The 18928-nt window shown below is 62.8% G+C and carries 16 protein-coding genes; 6 read left to right on the forward strand and 10 right to left on the reverse strand.

The genetic code is table 11. The features are described from left to right. Positions 1 to 24: 24 nt before the first annotated feature. From M3484_RS07120 to M3484_RS07155, 8 genes are read right to left on the reverse strand one after another with little or no spacing between them, the layout of a single operon-like run. On the reverse strand, positions 25 to 1140 hold the full coding sequence (locus M3484_RS07120; RefSeq protein WP_249496327.1) for an ABC transporter ATP-binding protein: 1116 nt from the start codon (positions 1138 to 1140) through the stop codon (positions 25 to 27). A 13-nt stretch (positions 1141 to 1153) separates the two neighbouring features. Further along, entirely contained in the window at positions 1154 to 2272 is a 1119-nt protein-coding gene (locus M3484_RS07125; RefSeq protein WP_249496328.1) for a polyamine ABC transporter substrate-binding protein, read from the reverse strand. Between the two features lie 42 nt (positions 2273 to 2314). Beyond that, positions 2315 to 3544 carry an aromatic ring-hydroxylating oxygenase subunit alpha gene (locus M3484_RS07130; RefSeq protein WP_249496329.1) on the reverse strand — a complete coding sequence of 410 codons (1230 nt, stop codon included), beginning with the start codon at positions 3542 to 3544 and terminating at the stop codon, positions 2315 to 2317. Beyond that, positions 3541 to 4707 (reverse strand): aromatic ring-hydroxylating oxygenase subunit alpha, encoded by a 1167-nt coding sequence (locus tag M3484_RS07135; protein ID WP_249496330.1) that lies wholly within the window; start codon positions 4705 to 4707, stop codon positions 3541 to 3543. Before M3484_RS07135 ends, M3484_RS07130 begins: the two co-directional genes overlap by 4 nt. After that, positions 4707 to 5894 carry an aminomethyl transferase family protein gene (locus M3484_RS07140; RefSeq protein WP_249496331.1) on the reverse strand — a complete coding sequence of 396 codons (1188 nt, stop codon included), beginning with the start codon at positions 5892 to 5894 and terminating at the stop codon, positions 4707 to 4709. Before M3484_RS07140 ends, M3484_RS07135 begins: the two co-directional genes overlap by 1 nt. Beyond that, positions 5891 to 7429, reverse strand: coding sequence for a phytoene desaturase family protein (locus M3484_RS07145; RefSeq protein WP_249496332.1), 1539 nt, complete (start codon positions 7427 to 7429; stop codon positions 5891 to 5893). The genes M3484_RS07140 and M3484_RS07145 overlap by 4 nt, the downstream gene beginning before the upstream one ends. Further along, complete coding sequence (locus tag M3484_RS07150) at positions 7410 to 9041, reverse strand: phytoene desaturase family protein (protein WP_249496333.1); 1632 nt, start codon at positions 9039 to 9041, stop codon at positions 7410 to 7412. The genes M3484_RS07145 and M3484_RS07150 overlap by 20 nt, the downstream gene beginning before the upstream one ends. Continuing rightward, positions 9038 to 10396 carry an aspartate aminotransferase family protein gene (locus M3484_RS07155; RefSeq protein ID WP_249496334.1) on the reverse strand — a complete coding sequence of 453 codons (1359 nt, stop codon included), beginning with the start codon at positions 10394 to 10396 and terminating at the stop codon, positions 9038 to 9040. Before M3484_RS07155 ends, M3484_RS07150 begins: the two co-directional genes overlap by 4 nt. Positions 10397 to 10525: 129 nt before the next feature. Between M3484_RS07155 and M3484_RS07160 the strand changes: the two genes are divergently transcribed. Continuing rightward, a complete protein-coding gene (locus M3484_RS07160) occupies positions 10526 to 11194 on the forward strand; it encodes a TetR family transcriptional regulator (RefSeq protein ID WP_249496335.1) in 669 nt (222 codons plus the stop codon). Here the strand turns inward: M3484_RS07160 and pyrF are convergent. Next, entirely contained in the window at positions 11175 to 11861 is a 687-nt protein-coding gene (gene pyrF, locus M3484_RS07165) for an orotidine-5'-phosphate decarboxylase (RefSeq protein WP_092899937.1), read from the reverse strand. The two genes, M3484_RS07160 and pyrF, sit on opposite strands and share 20 nt — an antisense overlap. Positions 11862 to 12026: 165 nt before the next feature. On the opposite strand from pyrF, the gene M3484_RS07170 reads away from it, so the two are divergent. Together M3484_RS07170 and M3484_RS07175 are read left to right on the forward strand one after the other, a co-directional pair. Continuing rightward, the gene (locus M3484_RS07170; protein WP_249496336.1) at positions 12027 to 12800 is read left to right on the forward strand and encodes a hypothetical protein; all 774 of its coding nucleotides are present in this window, start codon (positions 12027 to 12029) and stop codon (positions 12798 to 12800) included. Beyond that, positions 12797 to 13657 carry a TolB family protein gene (locus M3484_RS07175; protein WP_249496337.1) on the forward strand — a complete coding sequence of 287 codons (861 nt, stop codon included), beginning with the start codon at positions 12797 to 12799 and terminating at the stop codon, positions 13655 to 13657. The genes M3484_RS07170 and M3484_RS07175 overlap by 4 nt, the downstream gene beginning before the upstream one ends. Before the next feature lie 41 nt (positions 13658 to 13698). On the opposite strand, the gene M3484_RS07180 is transcribed toward M3484_RS07175, so the two are convergent. After that, positions 13699 to 14133, reverse strand: coding sequence for a hypothetical protein (locus M3484_RS07180; protein WP_249496338.1), 435 nt, complete (start codon positions 14131 to 14133; stop codon positions 13699 to 13701). A gap of 276 nt (positions 14134 to 14409) precedes the next feature. On the opposite strand from M3484_RS07180, the gene clpB reads away from it, so the two are divergent. From clpB to msrQ, 3 genes are all read left to right on the forward strand, one after another. Beyond that, a complete protein-coding gene (gene clpB, locus M3484_RS07185; RefSeq protein WP_249496339.1) occupies positions 14410 to 17025 on the forward strand; it encodes an ATP-dependent chaperone ClpB in 2616 nt (871 codons plus the stop codon). A gap of 176 nt (positions 17026 to 17201) precedes the next feature. Further along, entirely contained in the window at positions 17202 to 18113 is a 912-nt protein-coding gene (gene msrP, locus M3484_RS07190) for a protein-methionine-sulfoxide reductase catalytic subunit MsrP (protein ID WP_249496340.1), read from the forward strand. Next, positions 18110 to 18721, forward strand: coding sequence for a protein-methionine-sulfoxide reductase heme-binding subunit MsrQ (msrQ, locus tag M3484_RS07195; RefSeq protein ID WP_249496341.1), 612 nt, complete (start codon positions 18110 to 18112; stop codon positions 18719 to 18721). Before msrP ends, msrQ begins: the two co-directional genes overlap by 4 nt. Positions 18722 to 18928: the final 207 nt, after the last annotated feature.

Genomic DNA, 18928 nt, shown 5'->3' on the forward strand with positions numbered 1-18928 from the left:
TCTGATGGGCATGGTCATGCCTCCTTAATCCGTGAGGATTATGGCTGAGGCGGGCTCGAAGGAGAGCCAGACACGGTCGTCCCAATCGGCGGGGCGGCCGGATTCCGAGGCGCGCCGCGCGTTGACGGCATGGACGGAAATCAGATCGCCGCCGGGCAGGGTGACGCGGTAGAGGCTGTCTTTGCCGAAATAGGCGAGGTCTTTCACCTGGCCTTCGACCACATTCACTGCATCGGGGCAGGTTTTCGAGATGGTGATCTTTTCGGGGCGCAGGGCGATGGTGATCTGCTGGCCCTCGACCAGGCCGGAGGATTTGCGGGCGGCGAATGTGCCGCCCATCGCGGGGATGTCGACTTCTGCGAGATCTCCGGTCAGGCGGATGACGCGCGCCGGATAGGTCGAGATCGCGCCGATAAAGCCCGCGACAAAGCGGGAATTGGGGTATTCGTAAATCTCGGTTGCGGGACCGACCTGTCTGACCTCGCCCTTGTCCATCACGGCGATGCGGTCGGCGAGGGTCATGGCCTCTTCCTGGTCATGGGTGACCACGACAAAGGTGACGCCGGTGCGCTGTTGAATGGACATCAGCTCGAACTGGGTATGTTCGCGCAGTTTCTTGTCGAGCGCCGCAAGCGGTTCGTCCAGCAGCAGCACCTTGGGTTGCCGGGCCAGCGCCCGGGCGAGCGCCACGCGCTGGCGTTGCCCGCCGGAAATCTGATGCGGTTTCCTTTTGGCGAACTGGGTCAGCTGCACCAGGGCCAGCATTTCCTCGACACGGGCCCGGCGCTGTGCGGCGGTCATCTTTTCATGTTTCAGCCCATAGGCGATGTTCTTCTCGACGCTCATATGCGGAAAAATCGCATAGCTCTGGAACATCATATGGACCGGGCGATCCCAGGGGGGCGTATCGGCCATGTCCTGGCCGTCGATGAAGATCCGCCCCGATGTCGGGGTCTCGAAGCCCGCCAGCATCCGCAAAAGCGTGGTCTTGCCGCAGCCGGAGCCGCCGAGCAGGGCGAAGATCTCGCCCTTGCCAATGGTCAGGTTGACGTCCCGCACCGCCTCGAACTGGCCAAAGCGTTTGGAGACGCCCTCGATACGGATGAAAGGGGCATTTTCCGACATGACGGGCTCTGACATGACAGGCCTCGCCTCAAGTGCCACTCTTGATTGTCTGCCAGGCGCGGTTCAGGTCACGCTCCTGGTCTTCGGTCATCGGGCGCGTGGTGAAGAGGCGTGCGAGGGTCTCGTCATCGGGATAGATCGCAGGATCGCCGGCGATTTCCGGATCGACCAGCGGCGTCGCCGCCTTATTGGCATTGGCATAGCCGGTGAAATTGGTGCAGGCCGCTGCCACTTCGGGCCGCAACAGATAATCAAGAAATATGTAGGCATTTTCCAGATTCGGCGCATCGGCCGGAATGCCCCAGAGATCGAACCAGGCCGGCGCACCGGTTTCGGGGACGAAATAGGCCAGTTCCATCTCGATCCCGGCCTCAGCGGCGCGGGTCTTGGCGACGCCGTAATCGCCGGACCAGGAATTGATTACGCAAAGCTCGCCATTGGGGATCGCGTTGAGGTAATTCGCATTGTCAAAGGTGGTGATATATTTCCGGATCGGCGCAAAAGCCTCGGCCATTTTGGCATATTCGGCGGCGCCGGCGGTATTGGGGTCGAGGCCCAGATATTTCAGCATCATATAGCCCGCATCAGTCGGGCTATCGAGAACCGATATCCCGCAATCTGCCAGTTTCGACGCATTCTCGGGCTTGAACAGAACATCAAGGCTGTTCAGGTCAGCATCAGGCAGCCGCGCGCGTACCATCTGCATATTGTAGGCCATACCGACCGAACCCCACATATAGGGGGCGCCATGTTCAGAGCCGGGATCATAATCTTCGACGATCTTCATAATGTCGGGGTCGAGATTGCTCCATCCCGGCAATCTGGAGCGATCGAGTTTCTGATAGACACCAGCCGCCACCATCCGCGGATAGGACATGCCCGATTGCAGCACGAGGTCATAACCGGTGCCGCTGACCAGCATTTTGGCATCCACCTCTTCGGAGCTGGCGTAAAGGTCATAGATGACCGAGATTCCGGTCTCGGCCTCAAAATCGGCAATTGTGGTCTCGCCGATATAATCCGACCAGTTATAGACATTGACCGAGCCGGCGCTTGCGCGGGCGGGGCGGATGAAGGGCGCAGACAGCGGTCCGGCAAGAACGGCACCGGAAAGGGCGGTAAGTGCGTGGCGACGGGTCAGCTTCATCTTAGTCTCCCTGGCGTTTTATTGTCTGATTTTTAAGAAAGCCTATGCCCGGCTTGCCTTTGCACAAAGCAAATCCTTGTTGAGGGCGCGCATTCCACCCTCTTCGGGTGCGGCGCAGCGGGACATCACGGGAAGCAGGCTGCGCAGCTGGTCATGATGGCGGCGCAACCCGTATTCGAGGTCCGAGAGGTGGAAGCCTTCGAAATTTTCAGACCGCATTGATTCGTTCGACCAGATCGAGAGCTGCTGATCTTCGGCCGAGGTGTCGCGGTCGATCCGCTGCGCGAGATAGCGGGCGACGCGGGTCTGGCGGTCTTCATTGGCCAGCCGATACTGGCGGCCGGTCAGGAGCGTTTTGCCCGGTGACAGCGGCAGGTCATGGTAGAATTGCGCGCTTTCAGGCGTGAAGGCGATCACCGTATTGGGAAAGAGGCCGTAATAGGCCCAGTTCCGTTGCAGATGCGGTGGCAGATCTGCGCGCTGCGGCGAATGCCTGACATAGTTCTTCACCGACCAGCTCCGCCCCGGGCGGTCGCCGTAAAAGCCGTAGCTGACATGCAGGCCACCGGGAAGGTAGAGGTCGCGGTAATCGCGGCCGTACAGATCCTGCAAAGACGGATGGGCGAGGGCGACGTGATAGCCCTCATTGTCCACATCGCGCACCGATTTCCAGTTCACTGCAAGCTCCGCCGACCAGCCGGAGATATTGAGCGGCATCAGCCTCTCGCCTCTCCAGGCGGTGAAATCGGGCACATAGGGCGCAAGGAGGTCACGCACCGCCGGTTGTGGCCCGGGGCGAAAGCGCAGGAACAGGAAGCCCGCGAAAATCTCCAGCTCCAGCGGTTTCAGACCGAAGGCGGATTTGTCCAGGCCATCGCCGAAGGTTTCGGGGCGCGAGACGCCACGCAGCGTGCCGTCAAGGTTATAGACCCAGCCATGGAAGGGGCAGACCAGCGCGCCACGGCATTTGCCCTGAGCGCCATCCACCACCCGCGCGCCGCGATGGCGGCAGAGATTCATGAAGGCGCGGATCTCGCCATCCTGGCCGCGGAGGATCACCGCGCGCTCGCCCAGAAGGTCAAAGGACAGCCAGTCGCCCGGTGCCGGAATGTCCGAGATATGGCCTGCGACCTGCCAATGGGTCAGAAAAACCTCTTCACGTTCCAGATCGAACAGGGCCCGGGAATGATAGGTCCAGGCGGGCAATCCGCGCCGGTCCCAGCCTGTCGGGATCGGGTCAGAGCGCAAGGGAGTATCGGGAAATATGGTCATGCTGGCACCCCCTTGCTGGCAGCCATGGCCGCCAGCACCCATTGGTGGAAACGGTGGATCTCATATTCTTCGGGCATCAGCGTGCCGCGCGTGAAGGCGGGCGAGGCGATGCCGCGCTGGTTCATCTCTGAGGCGGCGCCGTCCTGCTCCATCACCAGTTTCGCGAAAGCCGCGATGGCGGCGGCGTCAAAGCCGGGCTGTGCCAGCGTCTCGGGCGAAAAATACCATTCCGCCACCAGCCTTGTACGGGTGGGCGAGACCGGCTCCAGCCGGACGGCGCGGACATAATCGACATGCGCGACGATATAGGTCGAAGGCCAGAGCGTGACGAATGTATAGCCGCGCGCGTGTTCCTCTGGCGTCAGCCCGGGAAAGGCCGGACCGCAGGGCGCACCCGAAGGAGTCCAGCTTTCGGCCCCCGCTTTGAGGTTCGGGCCGGTGGGCTGATCGGGTGTCCAGTCTTGCGCCTCATTCGCGCCCATGATGCCCTGTCGGTAGACCGGCACCATCTCGCACAGTTCGGGATGGATGCCGGGGCAGTGCAGGCATTCCGAGTAATTCTCCCAGAATGCCTTCCAGTTGCAGTCGAGGTCCGAGATCCAGCGATGTCCGGTGACAAGGCCCGCCATCGGCCAGTTGTCATAGGTTTCCAGCGGCATATCGGCGGTCAGCGGGCCGGGGGAAGAGGCAAGGTTCAGAAAGATGAACCCGTTCCAGATGCGCGTGGCGACCGACTTCAGCGCGTGATCGTCTTTGCGGAAGTCAGCGGTTGGCACAGCATGGGCGGTCGAGACCAGCCGCCCGTCTTTGGCGGCGAAGGCCCAGGCGTGATAGGGGCAGGTGATCAGCTTGCCGAGGCTGCGCTCTTCCCCCTCGCGACACAGTTCAGACCCGCGATGGCGGCAGCTGTTGTGAAAGGCCGAGACGCTGCCGTCAGGCGCCCGCGCAAGCAAAACGGGGGCCTCTCCCACCCTGGTTCCGCGCATGGTGCCGGCAGGCAGATCGGCCAGCCGCCCGACCATCACCCATTCCCGCGCGAAAATCGTCTCCATTTCCCGGGCGAACCACTCGGGGGCGATCCAGGCCGCACGGGGAAGCGTTTCGGGGCAGTGGCTGAGGCGGGGGCTGTCAGGATGGGGGCTTTGGGCGATGTCATGTGGCATCAGAACCTCCCCGGTGGGGTGGTACGGCGGCGTTCGGGGGCGAAAAACGGCCGGGCGATTTTTGTGACCGGCAGCATAAGCTTTTGATATTGCAGCTCGCGCAGCGCGTAGATTTCGACCCAGAGCTGATCGCAGCTGGCATGGCGAGCCTCGACCTGGGCGATGGCGATGTTGCGTTTTAATGTCGGAGACCAGCAGGCGGCGGTGATGAACCCCGCCTCGCGGCGCTTGTCGAAGTAGAGGATCGCGCCCTCGGCACTGACATTGCCGGGGATGTCGAGCCCGACCAGCGCCCATTTCGATGATTTGCCGTCGCGCTCGGCCATCAGGGCGCGGCGCCCGGTGAAATGCCCCTTATCCCAGGCGATCATCCAGTCCAGACCGATTTCGAACGGCGAACGCGCCCGGTCTTCGCGCACCGCATGCTGAACAGGGACAAAATCCATGCCGGTCGTGATGAACCCGGCTTCAAGTCGCGCCAGCATCACCGCCTCGGACCCGACCGGTATCAGCCCGTAAAGCGCGCCTGCCTGCATCAGGTGATCCCAGAGCGGCAGGGCGAGATCGGGGCTGATCCAGAGTTCATAGCCCAGATCGCCGGTAAATCCGGTGCGCGAAATCATCACCTCGCCGGACCGGAACGGGAAAATCGCCAGCCGGAAGGGTTTCAGCGCCTGGATGTCAAACCCCGCCTGAGTCAGCACCGTCGCTGAGACCGGCCCCTGCAGCGCCAGCGCGGCGAGATCTTCGGTCTCGTCCCGGAGCCGCACATCCAGCCCCCAGGCGCTGTCGAGCAGCCAGGGCAGGTGGCGTTCCTGGCAGCACAGCCGGAAATCATCCGGCCCAAGGCGAAAGACGGTGCCATCATCCATCACCTTGCCCTGATCATCGCTCCAGGCCGTGTAATGGACCTGACCCACCGCCAGCCGCCCCACATCGCGCAGCGTCAGGCGGTTGAGATAAGCCACCGCATCCGCGCCTGTGATGCGGTATTTCACCATGGGCGAGATGTCATAAAGCGTTGCCGCATTGCGGATCGCCGTATGCTCCATCGTGCTGTCGCCGAAACAGGTGGCGGCCATGTACCCGGCCCAGGGCGCCCAGCCCTGCAGGCGGTTCGCGGCTTTGGTGCGCGGGTGGAACGGGGTCTGCGCAAGGGGGGTGATGAAATGGGTCAATGCGCTCATGCTTTTGCCTCCAGCACTGCGTCAGCCGCGTTCCAGCCGGCGGCGCCCGACATGCCGCCCGGATGGGTGCCTGCGCCGGTAAGCCAGAGCCCTTTCAGCGGTGTTGCATAGCGCGACAGCGGCGCGATAGGGCGGTTGAAGAGCATCTGTTCAACCGCCAGTTCGCCATGATGCCAGTTGCCCCCCGCCATGCCGAACTGTCGTTCGATATCATAGGGCATCAGGATCCCGGCGCGGGTGATCAGTGCGCTGATCCCCGGCGACGCCTCCTCCAGGCGCGCGAGGCAGGCTTTGAGCATCGCCTCACGCGCCGCGTCTTCGCCCGCCCTTGGCGCATGGGGTGCGAATTGCACATTGGCCGACAGAAGATGCGGACCAGTGCCGCCGGAAAATGCCGTGGGGATCACGATTTCCATTACCGGGCGGTCAGGCACCTCGCCATATTTGACCGGGTTGAAGGCGGTTTCAACCTCATGCTCATCTGCGGCCAGCAGCAGGCGGGAACGCAGGTCGGCACCCTGAAAATCCGGGCGGGCGGAAAGTGCGAGATGCAGTTTTGCAGTGCCGCCCCGCGATTTCTGATGGCGCAAAGCGGTGACAAGGCCGGTGTCGAAATGCTCCGGGCAAGCCAGGGACAGGATCGTTGCCTTTGGCCCGATCGCCGAGATCACCACCGGCGCGACGAGGGTTTCGCCGCTCGCCAGGGCGACGCCTGTGACGCGGTCATCGGCGACGGTGATTCGGCTGACGCGGGAATTGCTGCGCAGCGAAACACCTGCTGCGGTCGCAGCATTTGTCATGGACTGGGCCAGCGCGGGCATGCCACCTTTGGGCAGCCCGAGTGCACCCTTGCGTCCTGTGATTTCTCCGGCCAGCCGATCCAGAAGCAAAATCAGCGTATTGGGAGAGCGCGGGCCCGCCCAGGCGCCCAGCACGGCATCGAAACACAGGGCGGCGCGCAACCGGGGGTCAGACAGTTCATCCTGCGCCACATCATGGGCGTTGATCAGGATGACCCGCAGCAATTCGCGAAAATCCTTCGTACCAAGCGCGCGGATACCGATCAGGTTCTTCGCAAGCCTGCCCCAGGAATTGCCGCCCGCCTGCAGGCGTGGCGGGGCCATGCGCCGGAAGGGTTCCAGCGCCGCCGCAAAGGACATCAGACGCTGGTGTAGCGCCTTCCAGGCGGCGGCATCCGGGCCATCGGTCAGCGCGCCTCGGATCACCAGATTTCCCTCGCGCCCGATCACCGTGGTCGGGATATCTGTCGCCTCCCAGCTGAGCCCGTGGCGGGTCAGGTCCATTGCCGCCTCGACGCGCGGGTCGAGCTGCCAGACGAGATGCGCGAGCGAGGGCGTCAGGCCGGGAGCCAGATCCGGCAGCGCACGGATACCGCCGCCGGGCTGGGCATCGGCCTCGATCAGCGTCACCTTGCGGCCTTTCGAGGCCAGGCGGTGGGCGCAGGCGAGGCCATTCGGCCCGGCCCCGATGACGATCACATCAGAGGAAGTGCGACTAAAGGACGGGCCAGGCATCGCTCATGTCCTTTGGAGAGAGTTTCGCATCACGCAGGATTTCTGCTGCCGCATTGCGGCCTGGCGCCCCCATCACACCGCCGCCGGGATGGGTCGAAGAGCCGCAGATCCAAAGATCACGAACGGGCGTTCGGTAATTGGCATATCCGGGGACCGGACGGTTGAACAAAAGCTGGTCGAAGGTCAGTTCCCCCTGGAAGATATTGCCCTCGGTCAGACCCACTTCAGCTTCCAGCTCGCGCGGGGTGCGGATCTCGACATGACGGACGAGGTTTCGGAACCCCGGAGCGTAGCGTTCGATCTGGTTCAGACAGGCCTCGCCGAAAGCGTCACGGTCAGCGTCGGTCCAGTCGCGGCCCCCCTCTGCCAGGCCCCCGATCTTTGGCGGCGCATATTGCACGAAACAGGACATGAAATGCTTGCCCGGCGGCGTCATGGTCGGATCAATCATGGTGGGGATCATCACATCCTGGAACGGATCGCGGCTGAAGTGACCCGCCTTCCAGTCGTCATAGGCGCGCTCCATCTTTTCGATGGAATCGGTGAAATGCAGATCGCCTTTGATCGCGGGTGACCCCTCGGGCAGGGCGGTGAATTTCGGCACCCCATCCAGCGCGATGTTCAGCTTGCCCGAGGAGCCACGCGTTTTAAACTTCTTCACCGACGCCACATAGTCGCCGGGAAGCTCGGCCTCGGCGACATGTTTCAGCATGGTGCGTTTGACATCCATGTTCGAAATCACGCGCTTTGCCCGGATCTCGTCGCCGTTTTCCAGCACGACACCGACGGAGCGCCCGTTTTTCACCAGCACCTGGGCGACCGGAGCGCCGGTGCGGATCTCGCCGCCCGAGGCCAGCAGTGATGATGACAGCGCTTTGGTTATTGACCCCATACCGCCGCGTGCGAACCCCCAGGCGCCGATATTGCCATCCACATCGCCCATATAGTGATGCAGCAGAACATAGGCCGATCCGGGCGACATCGGCCCAAGCGCGGTGCCGATGATCGCGGAAACCGCGAGATAGGCCTTGATCACCGGGCTTTCAAAATAGTGGTCGAGATAGTCAGAGATCGACATGGTCCAGAAGCGGACCATTTCAGCGATCTGGCGTTCCGACAGGCTCGAGACCTGTTTGCCGATGAACATCAGCTCGCCGATGTCACGCGGGCGGAACCGCGCCGGATCGGGCGGCGTGCGCAAAAGCATCGGGCGGATGAAACGGCAATAGCGCAGCACATCGCGGGAATAGGTGTCATAGGCTTCGGCATCGCGGGGCGAGTGGCGGGCAAATTCGCGGCGGTTCGCATCATGGTCGCGAAACATGCCGAGATAGCCGCCCCCCTCCTGGAACACGGCGCCGCCCTCATAGGGCAGGATCTGCAAGCCGTGGCGTGGCAGCTCCAAGTCGCGCATGATCTCGGGGCGGAACAGCGAGGCGACATAAGAGCAGTTGGAATATGTGAAGCCGGGGGTCAGTTCCCGCGACACGGCGGCCCCGCCAACCCAGTCGTTTTTCTCGATCACCAGCACCTTCATCCCGGCACGGGCGAGGTAGCAGGCGGTGACAAGCCCGTTATGCCCCGCGCCGAGGATAAGAGCATCGTAGCTCATTCGGCGGCGTCCAGTTTGCCTTCGGCCTGGTCCCGAAGCGTCAGATCGACCGCTGTTTCGACCGCGCGGAGGGTGTCGGTATAGCAGCTTTCATCCAGCCCATGCGCCTCACACATGAACCAGGGCTCGCGGCTGTCCGGTTCAACGATGATGTTCAGATCGTGCAGATACCAGGCCATCCGGTCGTAGAACGAGTAATCCGAGGTCTTCCAGGCACGGTAATTGTCCGGCGGCTCGGGCGCGAAGAAGATGCCGAACATCGACGGATGGCCCGAGAAACTATGCGTGATGTCGCGCGCCGAAAGGATCTCGGAAATGCCATCCTTCAGCCGGCTGCCGTAAGTCGCCAGCGTCTCAAGCGCGGGGGTCTCGTCGAGGATGCGCAGCGTTTCCTCGGCGGCGGCGAGGCTGACGGAATGGGCGGTATAGGTGCCACCATGCGACGCGCCGCCATAGCGGAAGGTGCGCATAATATCCTCGCGGCCTGCGACCAGCGAGATCGGGTAGCCATTGCCGACGGCTTTCGCGAAGGTGGTGATATCGGGCTTCACGCCGAGGATGCCCTGGATGCCACCCTTGCCCACACGAAAGCCGGTCTTCACCTCGTCGATGATCAGCAAAACGCCATATTGGTCGCAGAGCCTGCGGGCCAGCTGCACGTAATCCTTGCGGGCCGAAATGCCGCAGCAATTCCCTTGAATCGGCTCGATCAGCATCGCGGCCATATCGTCGCCATGGCGGCGAAAGGTGTCCTCCAGCCGCTGCATATCGTTCATCGGCACCAGATGGGCGAGCTGTTTGACGGTGTTCGGGATGCCCTGACCATAGGGCACCACCTCCGGGTCGCTGTTCGATTTCGCGTCCCATTCATCCATATTCGCCATCCACATGGCGGCATCGAACAACCCGTGATAGCCGCCCTCGACCAGCAGATAGCTCTCGCGCCCCGTATAGGCGCGCGCCAGCCGCAAAGCCGACATCACCGCCTCGGTGCCGGAATTGGAAAACCGCACCAGCTCTGCCGCCGGGACCATTTTCGAGATGCGTTCGGCCACGGCCAGCTCGCGCTCGGTCGAGAGGGCAAAAACGCCGCCGACCTCCATCCCGCGGCGGGCGGCGGCATCGACCCGGTCGTCGGCATAGCCGAGGATCGCCGGACCGTAGCCCAGCCGGTAATCGACGTAATTATTGCCGTCGATATCCCAGGTCCGGCCACCTTTGCCGTGATGGACATAGATCGTCCGCTCGTCACCCCAGTATCGGAAGGTCGAGGCCACACCCAGCGGCAGCTTCGTCAGCGCCTTTTTGAAATGGGTGTTCGACTTTTCCAGCTTGCGGTGCGGCGCGGTGGTCATGGCGTAAACCTGTTCCTGTTGCGGCTCTTCAAACTGTCGGATTATTTTGACTGAACTGTCAATCAGAATCTGAAACCGCTTTTAACGCAGCGGGTTTTCAGGCAAGACTGGCCGCGAACGGAGACGCAGATGGCCGCAATCGAGCAGACCGATACCCCTGATTCCCAGCCCCGCAAGATGCCGCGCGATGCCCGGCGCGTGCAGCTGATCGAGGCGACGATCGAGACCATCGCGCGTTTCGGCTATTCCAGGACGACGATGTCCGAGGTGGCGCGGATGGCCGGGCTTTCGCATGGGCTGGTGAATTTCCACTTCCAGACCAAGGAGAACCTTCTCTCGGAAACGCTGCTCTATCTGTCCGAGGAATACCGGCAGAACTGGACCGGCGCGGTCGAGGCGGCGGGGGCAGGCGCGGCAGAGCAGCTTTACGCGATGCTGGCCGCCGATTTCCGGCCCGAGATCTGCACGCCGGGGCGGCTGGCGGCCTGGTGTTCGTTCTGGGGCGAGACCTCGGGGAGGCCGCTTTACCAGGAGAAATGCGGTTCAAACGACGAGCAGTATAACCACTATCTGGAAGCGCTTTGCCGCCGGATGAATGAAGATCACGGCTATGCGGTCAATCCGACCCGCACGGCGCGGGTGCTCAGGGTCACGACCGAGGGCGTCTGGCTCGATATGATGACGATGCAGTCACCTTATGATGCAAGCGAGGCGCTGGCGACGCTGATGGTCTGCGTCGCTGCGTTTTTCCCCCGCCATTTCGGCGCGGAGGGTCTGGTCAGGGCAGTTCCGCAATGATCGCACGGGCCGCTGCTGCCGGATCGGCGCTGGCCCAGATCGGGCGGCCCACCACGATATGATCGGCGCCGTCGCGGATCGCGGCGGCAGGCGTGGCGATGCGCTTCTGATCACCGGTCGCAGCCCCTGCCGGACGCACGCCGGGGGTGACAATCAGCTTGCCAACGGCCTCGGGCAGCGCACGGATCCGCGCCGCCTCCTGCGGGCTGGCGATGACGCCATCGGCGCCGGCGGCGAGCGCCCGCGCCGCCCGTTCGACAGTGATGTCATGGATATCGCCGGACAGGATCATATTCGCATCCAGATCGGCCCGGTCGAGCGAGGTCAGCACCGTCACCGCAAGGATCTTCAGATCGCTTCCTGATTTGCCTTCCGCTGCCGCCCGCACCACCTGCGGGTCGCCATGCACGGTGAGGAAATCGAGGCCAAGCCCGGCAATCCCCTTCACCGCATTCTCGATGGTCTGGCCGATGTCAAAAAGCTTGAGGTCGAGGAATACCCGCTTGTCGCGCTCGTTCTTCAGTTCCAGCGCAAGCGCCAGGCCGCCGCCGGTCAGCATTCCAAGCCCGATCTTGTAGAAATCGACCGCCTCGCCCAGCCGGTCGGCCAGCGCGAGGCCCGCCACCACATTCGGCACATCCATCGCGACGATCAGGCGGTCATCCATCGGGCTTCTCCGGGTCCAGGGCAGGGATTTGGCCTCAATAGTCACGCGCGCGCGGGTTTGACAAGAGAAAGGGCGGCACTGTTAAGCCCCGGTTCACCGCCGGGGGGTTGATTGACAGACCGGGGCAATGGCGCGACTTTGGCGGAAATATCCGAAGGCAGGCATATGGAAATCACGATTACAGTCGAGCGGCCCGAGGACGGGCCGGGCTCGGGCCCGATCCAGGTGGGCTGGTTCCTGACCAAAGACAAGAATGCGGTGCTTTACGATCCGCCAGAGCGGGTGATGTTTCGCCAACAAAACCGCAGCCATGCCAAAAGTGCCGCGCGCTGCCCGGGCGTAATCCAGCTGGAAAGCCGGTATTTCATGGTGAAATGCCCATTTGACCTGCAGATCGGCTTTGGCCGCGACAAGGATGGCCGCGCGGTGCTGATCAACCGGCTTGGGAGCGCAAGCCCGGTCCGGGGCAACAAGCTTAATGAGATGCTGACCCTCGTGAATGAGGCAGAATGGCGCTATCCGGACCGCCCGACGATCCAGCTTTCGCTGCCCTACTGTTTCATCGCGGATGAGCTGGTCTATCTGACACAACTTTCCCCCTTCATGCATTACCGCCCCGATCCGCTGCCGGGCACGATCTTCGGCGGGCGGTTCCCGATCTCGGTCTGGCCACGCCCGCTGATGTGGGCGTTCGAATGGCACGAGCCGCAGAAAGACCTCGTGCTGCGCCGCGGCGAGCCCCTGTTCTATGTGCAATTCGAGGGGATGGATCCGTCCCGCGCGGTGCAGGTCATCGCAGCCGAACGCACGGTCGAGCTTGACACTTATATCGACCAGATCGGCGGCGCGGTGAATTACGTCAACCAGACCTTTGGCCTGTTTAAGGCCGCCGAGGCGCTCAGGCCGAAGAAGCTGCTGACGCCAAAGGCGCGCGAGTGATCTCGGTTCTGGAAACCGTCACCCCTGACGGACAGGTGACGGAGGTGCTGCGCCATCAGGGCCGTGAGGGTCAGGAGCGTCTGGAGGCGCCGAACTGGTCACCCGATGGGTCATCTGGCGGAACCTGGTTTCTGGTCAATGCCGGGGGGCGTCTCTGGCGTGTGCCTGCGCAGGCGCCGCGGCTGGAACCGATCAGCACCGGGATTGCAGGGCGCTGCAACAATGATCACGGGTTTACCCGCGATGGCCGGATCCTGTTTGGCAGCCATTACGAGGCCGAAGGCGCACAGATCTATGCGGTGCCGGTGGCCGGGATCGGTGCCAGTCAGGCGCCGGAGAAAGTGTCCTGCGCGACCCCGAGCTGGTGGCACGGGCTTTCTCCCGATGGTCTGACCATGACCTATCCGGCGGCGCGGGGCGAAAAGCGGCAGATCGACATATATCGCCGCGCGCTGGCAGGCGGGCCCGAGACCCGGCTGACCGAAGCCGCAGGCCATAATGACGGGCCGGATTTCAGCCATGACGGAGCGCGGATTTACTGGAACAGCAACCGCACAGGCCATGCGCAGATCTGGGTGATGGCGGCGGATGGCGGCGATCAGCGCCAGCTTTTCCGGGATGACCGGGTGAACTGGTTTCCGCATCCCTCGCCCTGTGGGCGCTGGCTGTGCTGGCTGTCATATCCGCCCTGGACCGAAGGTCATCCGGCCGATCTGCCGGTGCGGCTGATGATTTCTGACGCAGATGGCGGGGATCGTCGGGTCCTGCGTGAAATCACCGGGGGCCAGGGGACGATCAATGTGCCATCCTGGGCGCCGGATGGCAGCGCCTTTGCCTATATCCGCTACGAGCCCTGAACGGTTGATCCTGTGCTGCCGTTACAGTCGCGCGCCGGGCTTCAGGCCGGGCTCAGCGCGTCTTCATCCCGGTCAGAGTCGCGCGGGGGCTCGGGAATGATCAGCGCATCATCGCTCAGGCAGGGGGCGAGCCTGTAGGGATCGGCCCAGACCGAGACATGGATCTCGGGCGGCCCGGATGTGGCAAGATGTTCGGGCGTCAGCACCACGATCCTCAGCCGCAACATCAGCCCCTCGATCAGCGCCGGGGCCAGAATACGTTCGGCCACCGGCCCGAGATGACCGAGATAGCTCATCCGCCTGACCGGAATGATCCCCATAAGCCGGCGCCGGACCATCGCGTAAATCCCGACCCGTCCATCGGGCAAAAGCCGCGCTTCGGCCATATCTCCCATGCAGATCCCGGCGCGGCCGATATGTACGGCGATGCCTTCGACGGGCACCTGCGGCAGAATGGCTTCGAGTCTCTCGGTCATGCTCTTATCCTCTTTTGCTGTAACAGTGCCTGTGCCGGGCGCATGGGGACAAGATCTGGCGTCGCTCTCGCAGAAGCGCGCGACGAAAGCCGCCGAAATCTCTGCCGCGCTTCGGCGGAAAATGGCCCCGCCAGAGCGTGGGAATTTTTCGCCGGGATGCGCCCGGACGGCTTGAACGCAGCCCTGCGCCGCCCCAGATTGAGAGGCGAAGGCCGGGGGTGGATGTGCCTTTTCAGGGCATCCGCAAAGATCGGCGCTTATGAAAAGGAGAGACCGATGAACATTGAAAAGTTCACGGAACGGTCGCGCGGCTTCATCCAGGCCGCCCAGACGATTGCGATGCGGGAAAGCCACCAGCGTGTGCTGCCCGATCACCTGTTGAAAGCCCTGATGGATGATGACCAGGGCCTTGCCTCCAATCTGATCCGCCGTGCCGGTGGCGCGCCTGAGCGCGTCAATGAGGCGGTGAATGCCGCCATCGCGAAGTTGCCGAAAGTGACCGGCGGCGACGGCCAGACCTATATCGACCCGCAACTTGTCCGCGTGCTGGACGAGGCGGAAGAGGTTGCCAAAAAGGCGGGCGACAGTTTCGTGCCGGTCGAACGGATGCTGACCGCGCTTGCGCTGGTGAACACCCGGGCGAAAGATGCGCTGACGGCCGGTGCCGTGACGGCGCAGGGTCTGAACGCTGCGATCAATGATATTCGCAAGGGCCGGACGGCTGACAGTGCCTCGTCGGAAGATACGATGGAGGCGCTGAAGAAATATGCCCGGGATCTGACCGAAGCCGCAGCCCAGGGCAAGATCGATCCGATCATCGGTCGCGATGACGAGATCCGCCGCGCTATGCAGGTGCTGTCGCGCCGCACCAAAAACAACCCGGTGCTGATCGGGGAGCCCGGTGTCGGTAAGACCGCCATCGCCGAGGGCCTCGCTTTGCGCATCATCGACGGCGATGTGCCCGAATCCCTGCGCAACAAAAAGCTGATGGCGCTGGATATGGGGGCGCTGATCGCCGGCGCGAAATATCGCGGTGAATTTGAGGAGCGGCTGAAAGCCATCCTGAAAGAGATCGAAGCCGCCGCCGGTGAGATCATCCTTTTTATCGACGAGCTGCATGTGCTTGTTGGTGCCGGTAAATCTGACGGCGCGATGGATGCTGCCAACCTGATCAAGCCTGCGCTTGCCCGGGGTGAGCTGCATTGCGTCGGCGCGACCACGCTTGATGAATACCGCAAATATATCGAGAAAGACGCGGCGCTGGCCCGGCGCTTCCAGCCGGTGCTGGTGAAAGAGCCGACGGTCGAGGACACGATCTCAATCCTGCGCGGCATCAAGGAGAAATACGAACTCCATCACGGGGTGAAGATCACCGACTCGGCTCTGGTGGCGGCGGCCCAGCTGTCGCATCGCTATATCACCGACCGTTTCCTGCCGGATAAGGCGATCGACCTTGTCGATGAGGCATCGGCGCGGCTGCGGATGGAAGTCGACAGCAAGCCCGAGGAACTCGATGCGCTGGATCGTCAGATCCTGCAGCTGACCATCGAGGCCGAGGCGCTGAAGAAAGAAGAGGATGTGGCGTCGAAAGACCGGCTGGACAAGCTGGAGCTGGAACTTGCCAATCTGAAAGACCATTCGGCCGAGATGACCGCGAAATGGCAGGCCGAGCGCGACAATCTGAACAAGGCCCGCGATCTCAAGGAACAGCTTGACCGCGCCCGGGCCGAGCTTGACCAGGCCAAGCGCGAAAGCAATTTCGCCAAAGCCGGCGAGCTGCAATATGGCACCATCCCCGAGCTGGAAAAGCAGCTTGGCGAGGCGGAAGGCCGGGAAGGCGAGGCTCTGGTCTCAGAATCGGTGCGCCCCGAGCAGATCGCCGAAGTGGTCGAGCGCTGGACCGGCATCCCGACCTCGAAAATGCTCGAGGGCGAGAAAGAGAAACTCCTGAAGATGGAAGAGGAGCTCGGGAAACGGGTGATCGGCCAGCGACAGGCGGTGGAAGCTGTCTCGAAAGCCGTGCGCCGTGCACGGGCCGGGCTCTCGGATGAGAATAAGCCTTTGGGTTCGTTCCTGTTCCTTGGCCCGACCGGCGTGGGCAAAACCGAGCTGACCAAGGCGCTCGCCGAATATCTCTTTGACGATGACAATGCGATGGTCCGCATTGATATGTCGGAATTCATGGAGAAGCATTCGGTCGCGCGGCTGATCGGCGCCCCTCCGGGCTATGTCGGTTATGACGAGGGCGGTGTGCTGACCGAAGCCGTGCGGCGCCGGCCCTATCAGGTTGTCCTGTTCGACGAGGTCGAGAAGGCGCATCCGGATGTGTTCAACGTGCTGTTGCAGGTGCTCGATGACGGGCGGCTGACCGATGGTCAGGGGCGTGTGGTCGATTTCAAACAGACGCTGATCATCCTGACCTCGAACCTTGGGGCGCGGGCTTTGTCGGAACTGCCGGATGGCGCGGATACGACCCGGGCAAAGGCCGAGGTGATGGAGGCGGTCAGGGCGCATTTCCGGCCGGAATTCCTGAACCGTCTGGATGAGATGATCATCTTTGACCGCCTGGGCCGTGCCGATATGTCCGGCATCGTCTCGATCCAGCTGAAACGGCTGGAGAAACGCCTGGCCGATCGCAAGATCACGCTGGAGCTGGACGACAAGGCGCGGGAATGGCTGGCCGAGGAAGGCTATGATCCGGTCTTTGGTGCCCGCCCGCTGAAACGGGTGATCCAGCGGCAGCTGCAGGATCCGTTGGCCGAGATGCTTTTGGGCGGCGAGATCCTTGACGGCTCGGCAGTGGCAGTGACCGCGGGGGATGAGGGCCTGCAGGTGGGTGACCGCCTGGTCGCCTCGCATCGCACCCGCCCGAGTGAGGCGCAGGTTCACTGACTGAAATGACGGGGGCGGCGGGGAACCCTGCCGCCCCTTGCTTTTGTCGGATGCCTCCGGCGGGGATATTTAGGGACAGATGAAAGCCGGATGTCTCATGCTCGCCTAACTGTGTGTGGACCTTCGGCTGTTCTGTGCCAGGGTGGGGCCGGATGTTGGTGTGACGGAGGAGTGCCATGGCCGGACGATTTGTGAAATCTCTGCGCTGGTCGGATGTCACGCCGAAGGCAACCTGGATCAACAGGCGGGCTTTGCTGGCGGGCGCGGCGGCGGGGCTGGTGCTGCCGGCGGCAGGGCGGGCGGAGACGGGGCGCTATTCCACGGATGCGGCGCCGAATACGCTGAAAGAGATCACCAATTACAATAATTTCTATGAGTTCGGCTGGAACAAGGATGATCCCGCTGCCTATGCCGGGGCGCTGACGACTGATCCCTGGTCGGTTGCGATTGGCGGGCTGGTGGACAGGCCCGGCAGCTATGATCTGGCCGATCTGGTGAAGGGGCAGGCCATTGACGAGCGGATCTACCGGTTCCGCTGTGTCGAGGCCTGGTCGATGGTGATCCCCTGGCAGGGGTTTCAGTTATCCGGCCTGCTGGACCGGGTCGGTGTGCAGCCGGGCGCAAAATATGTGGCCTTTGAGACGGTCTATCGCCCCGAAGAGATGCCCGGACAGCGGGGCGGTGGCATCAGCTGGCCCTATGTCGAGGGGTTGCGGCTGGATGAGGCGATGAACCCGCTTACGATCCTTGCGACCGGCCTTTATGGCGAGGAGCTGCCGAAACAGAACGGCGCGCCTATCCGTCTGGTGGTGCCGTGGAAATACGGCTTCAAATCGATCAAGAGCATCGTGAAGATCACGCTGACCGACAAACAGCCGCGCACAACCTGGCAGGAATTGCAGCCCTCGGAATATGGCTTCTACGCCAATGTGAACCCGGGCGTGGATCATCCGCGCTGGAGCCAGGCCACCGAACGGCGCATCGGGGCCGGCCTGTTTGGCGGCCGGGAAGAAACCTTTATGTTCAATGGCTATGGTGAGGAGGTTGCCTCGCTCTATAGCGGCATGGATCTCGCGGTGAACTATTGAAGCCGCTTGCTGACGCGCTGAACACTCTGTCGCGGCGCCTGCCGGAATGGGGCGTCTGGGTCCTCGGGCTGGTGCCGCTGGTCTGGCTGGCGGGGCAGGTGGTCTCGGGCAGCGTGCTGGTCGATCCGGTCAAAACTATCGAACATGACCTCGGCAAGACCGGGCTATGGCTCCTGTTCATCTGCCTCGCGATACCGCCGCTGCGCGCGCTGACCGGAGTGAACCTGGTCAGGCATCGCCGGGCGGTCGGGCTTCTGGCCTTCCTTTATATTGCGCTGCATCTCCTGGCCTGGATCTGGCTGGATATGGGGCTGCTGATCGGCCAGGCGCTCGCCGATCTGGTCCGGCGTCCCTATCTGTTCATGGGGATCGCGGCCTTCCTTATGCTGGTGCCACTGGCCGTGACATCGAATGCGGCCTCGATCCGACGGATGGGGCGCAACTGGCGCAGGCTGCATCTGCTGATCTGGCCCGCGACCATTCTCGCCGTGCTGCATTACCTCTGGCAGATGAAGATCATCCGGACGGAAGGCTGGATCTGGGCGGGGATTCTGGTTGGGCTGCTGATCTGGAGGCTGAGCCACGCAAAGATTCGTGCGAGACGGTAGCGGCTCCGGGCGGGATTCGCGCGTGCTCGCCAGGCGGCTGATCTAAGTTGCTTCATTGCGGCAGGTCGCGCAATTTTCTTCCGTGGCATGCGGGTCTGGCCTTGGGGCTGCCCGGGAGGCGCGAAATACTTCACGCCTCAATCACCTTATTTTGCTGGAGTTTCGCAGGGTTTGGCAAAGTTTTTGTGACTTTCTGGAAGAAAGGGT

The sequence above is a fragment of the Pseudomonas sp. GX19020 genome (assembly GCF_023371075.1).
GTDB lineage: Bacteria > Pseudomonadota > Alphaproteobacteria > Rhodobacterales > Rhodobacteraceae > Pseudogemmobacter.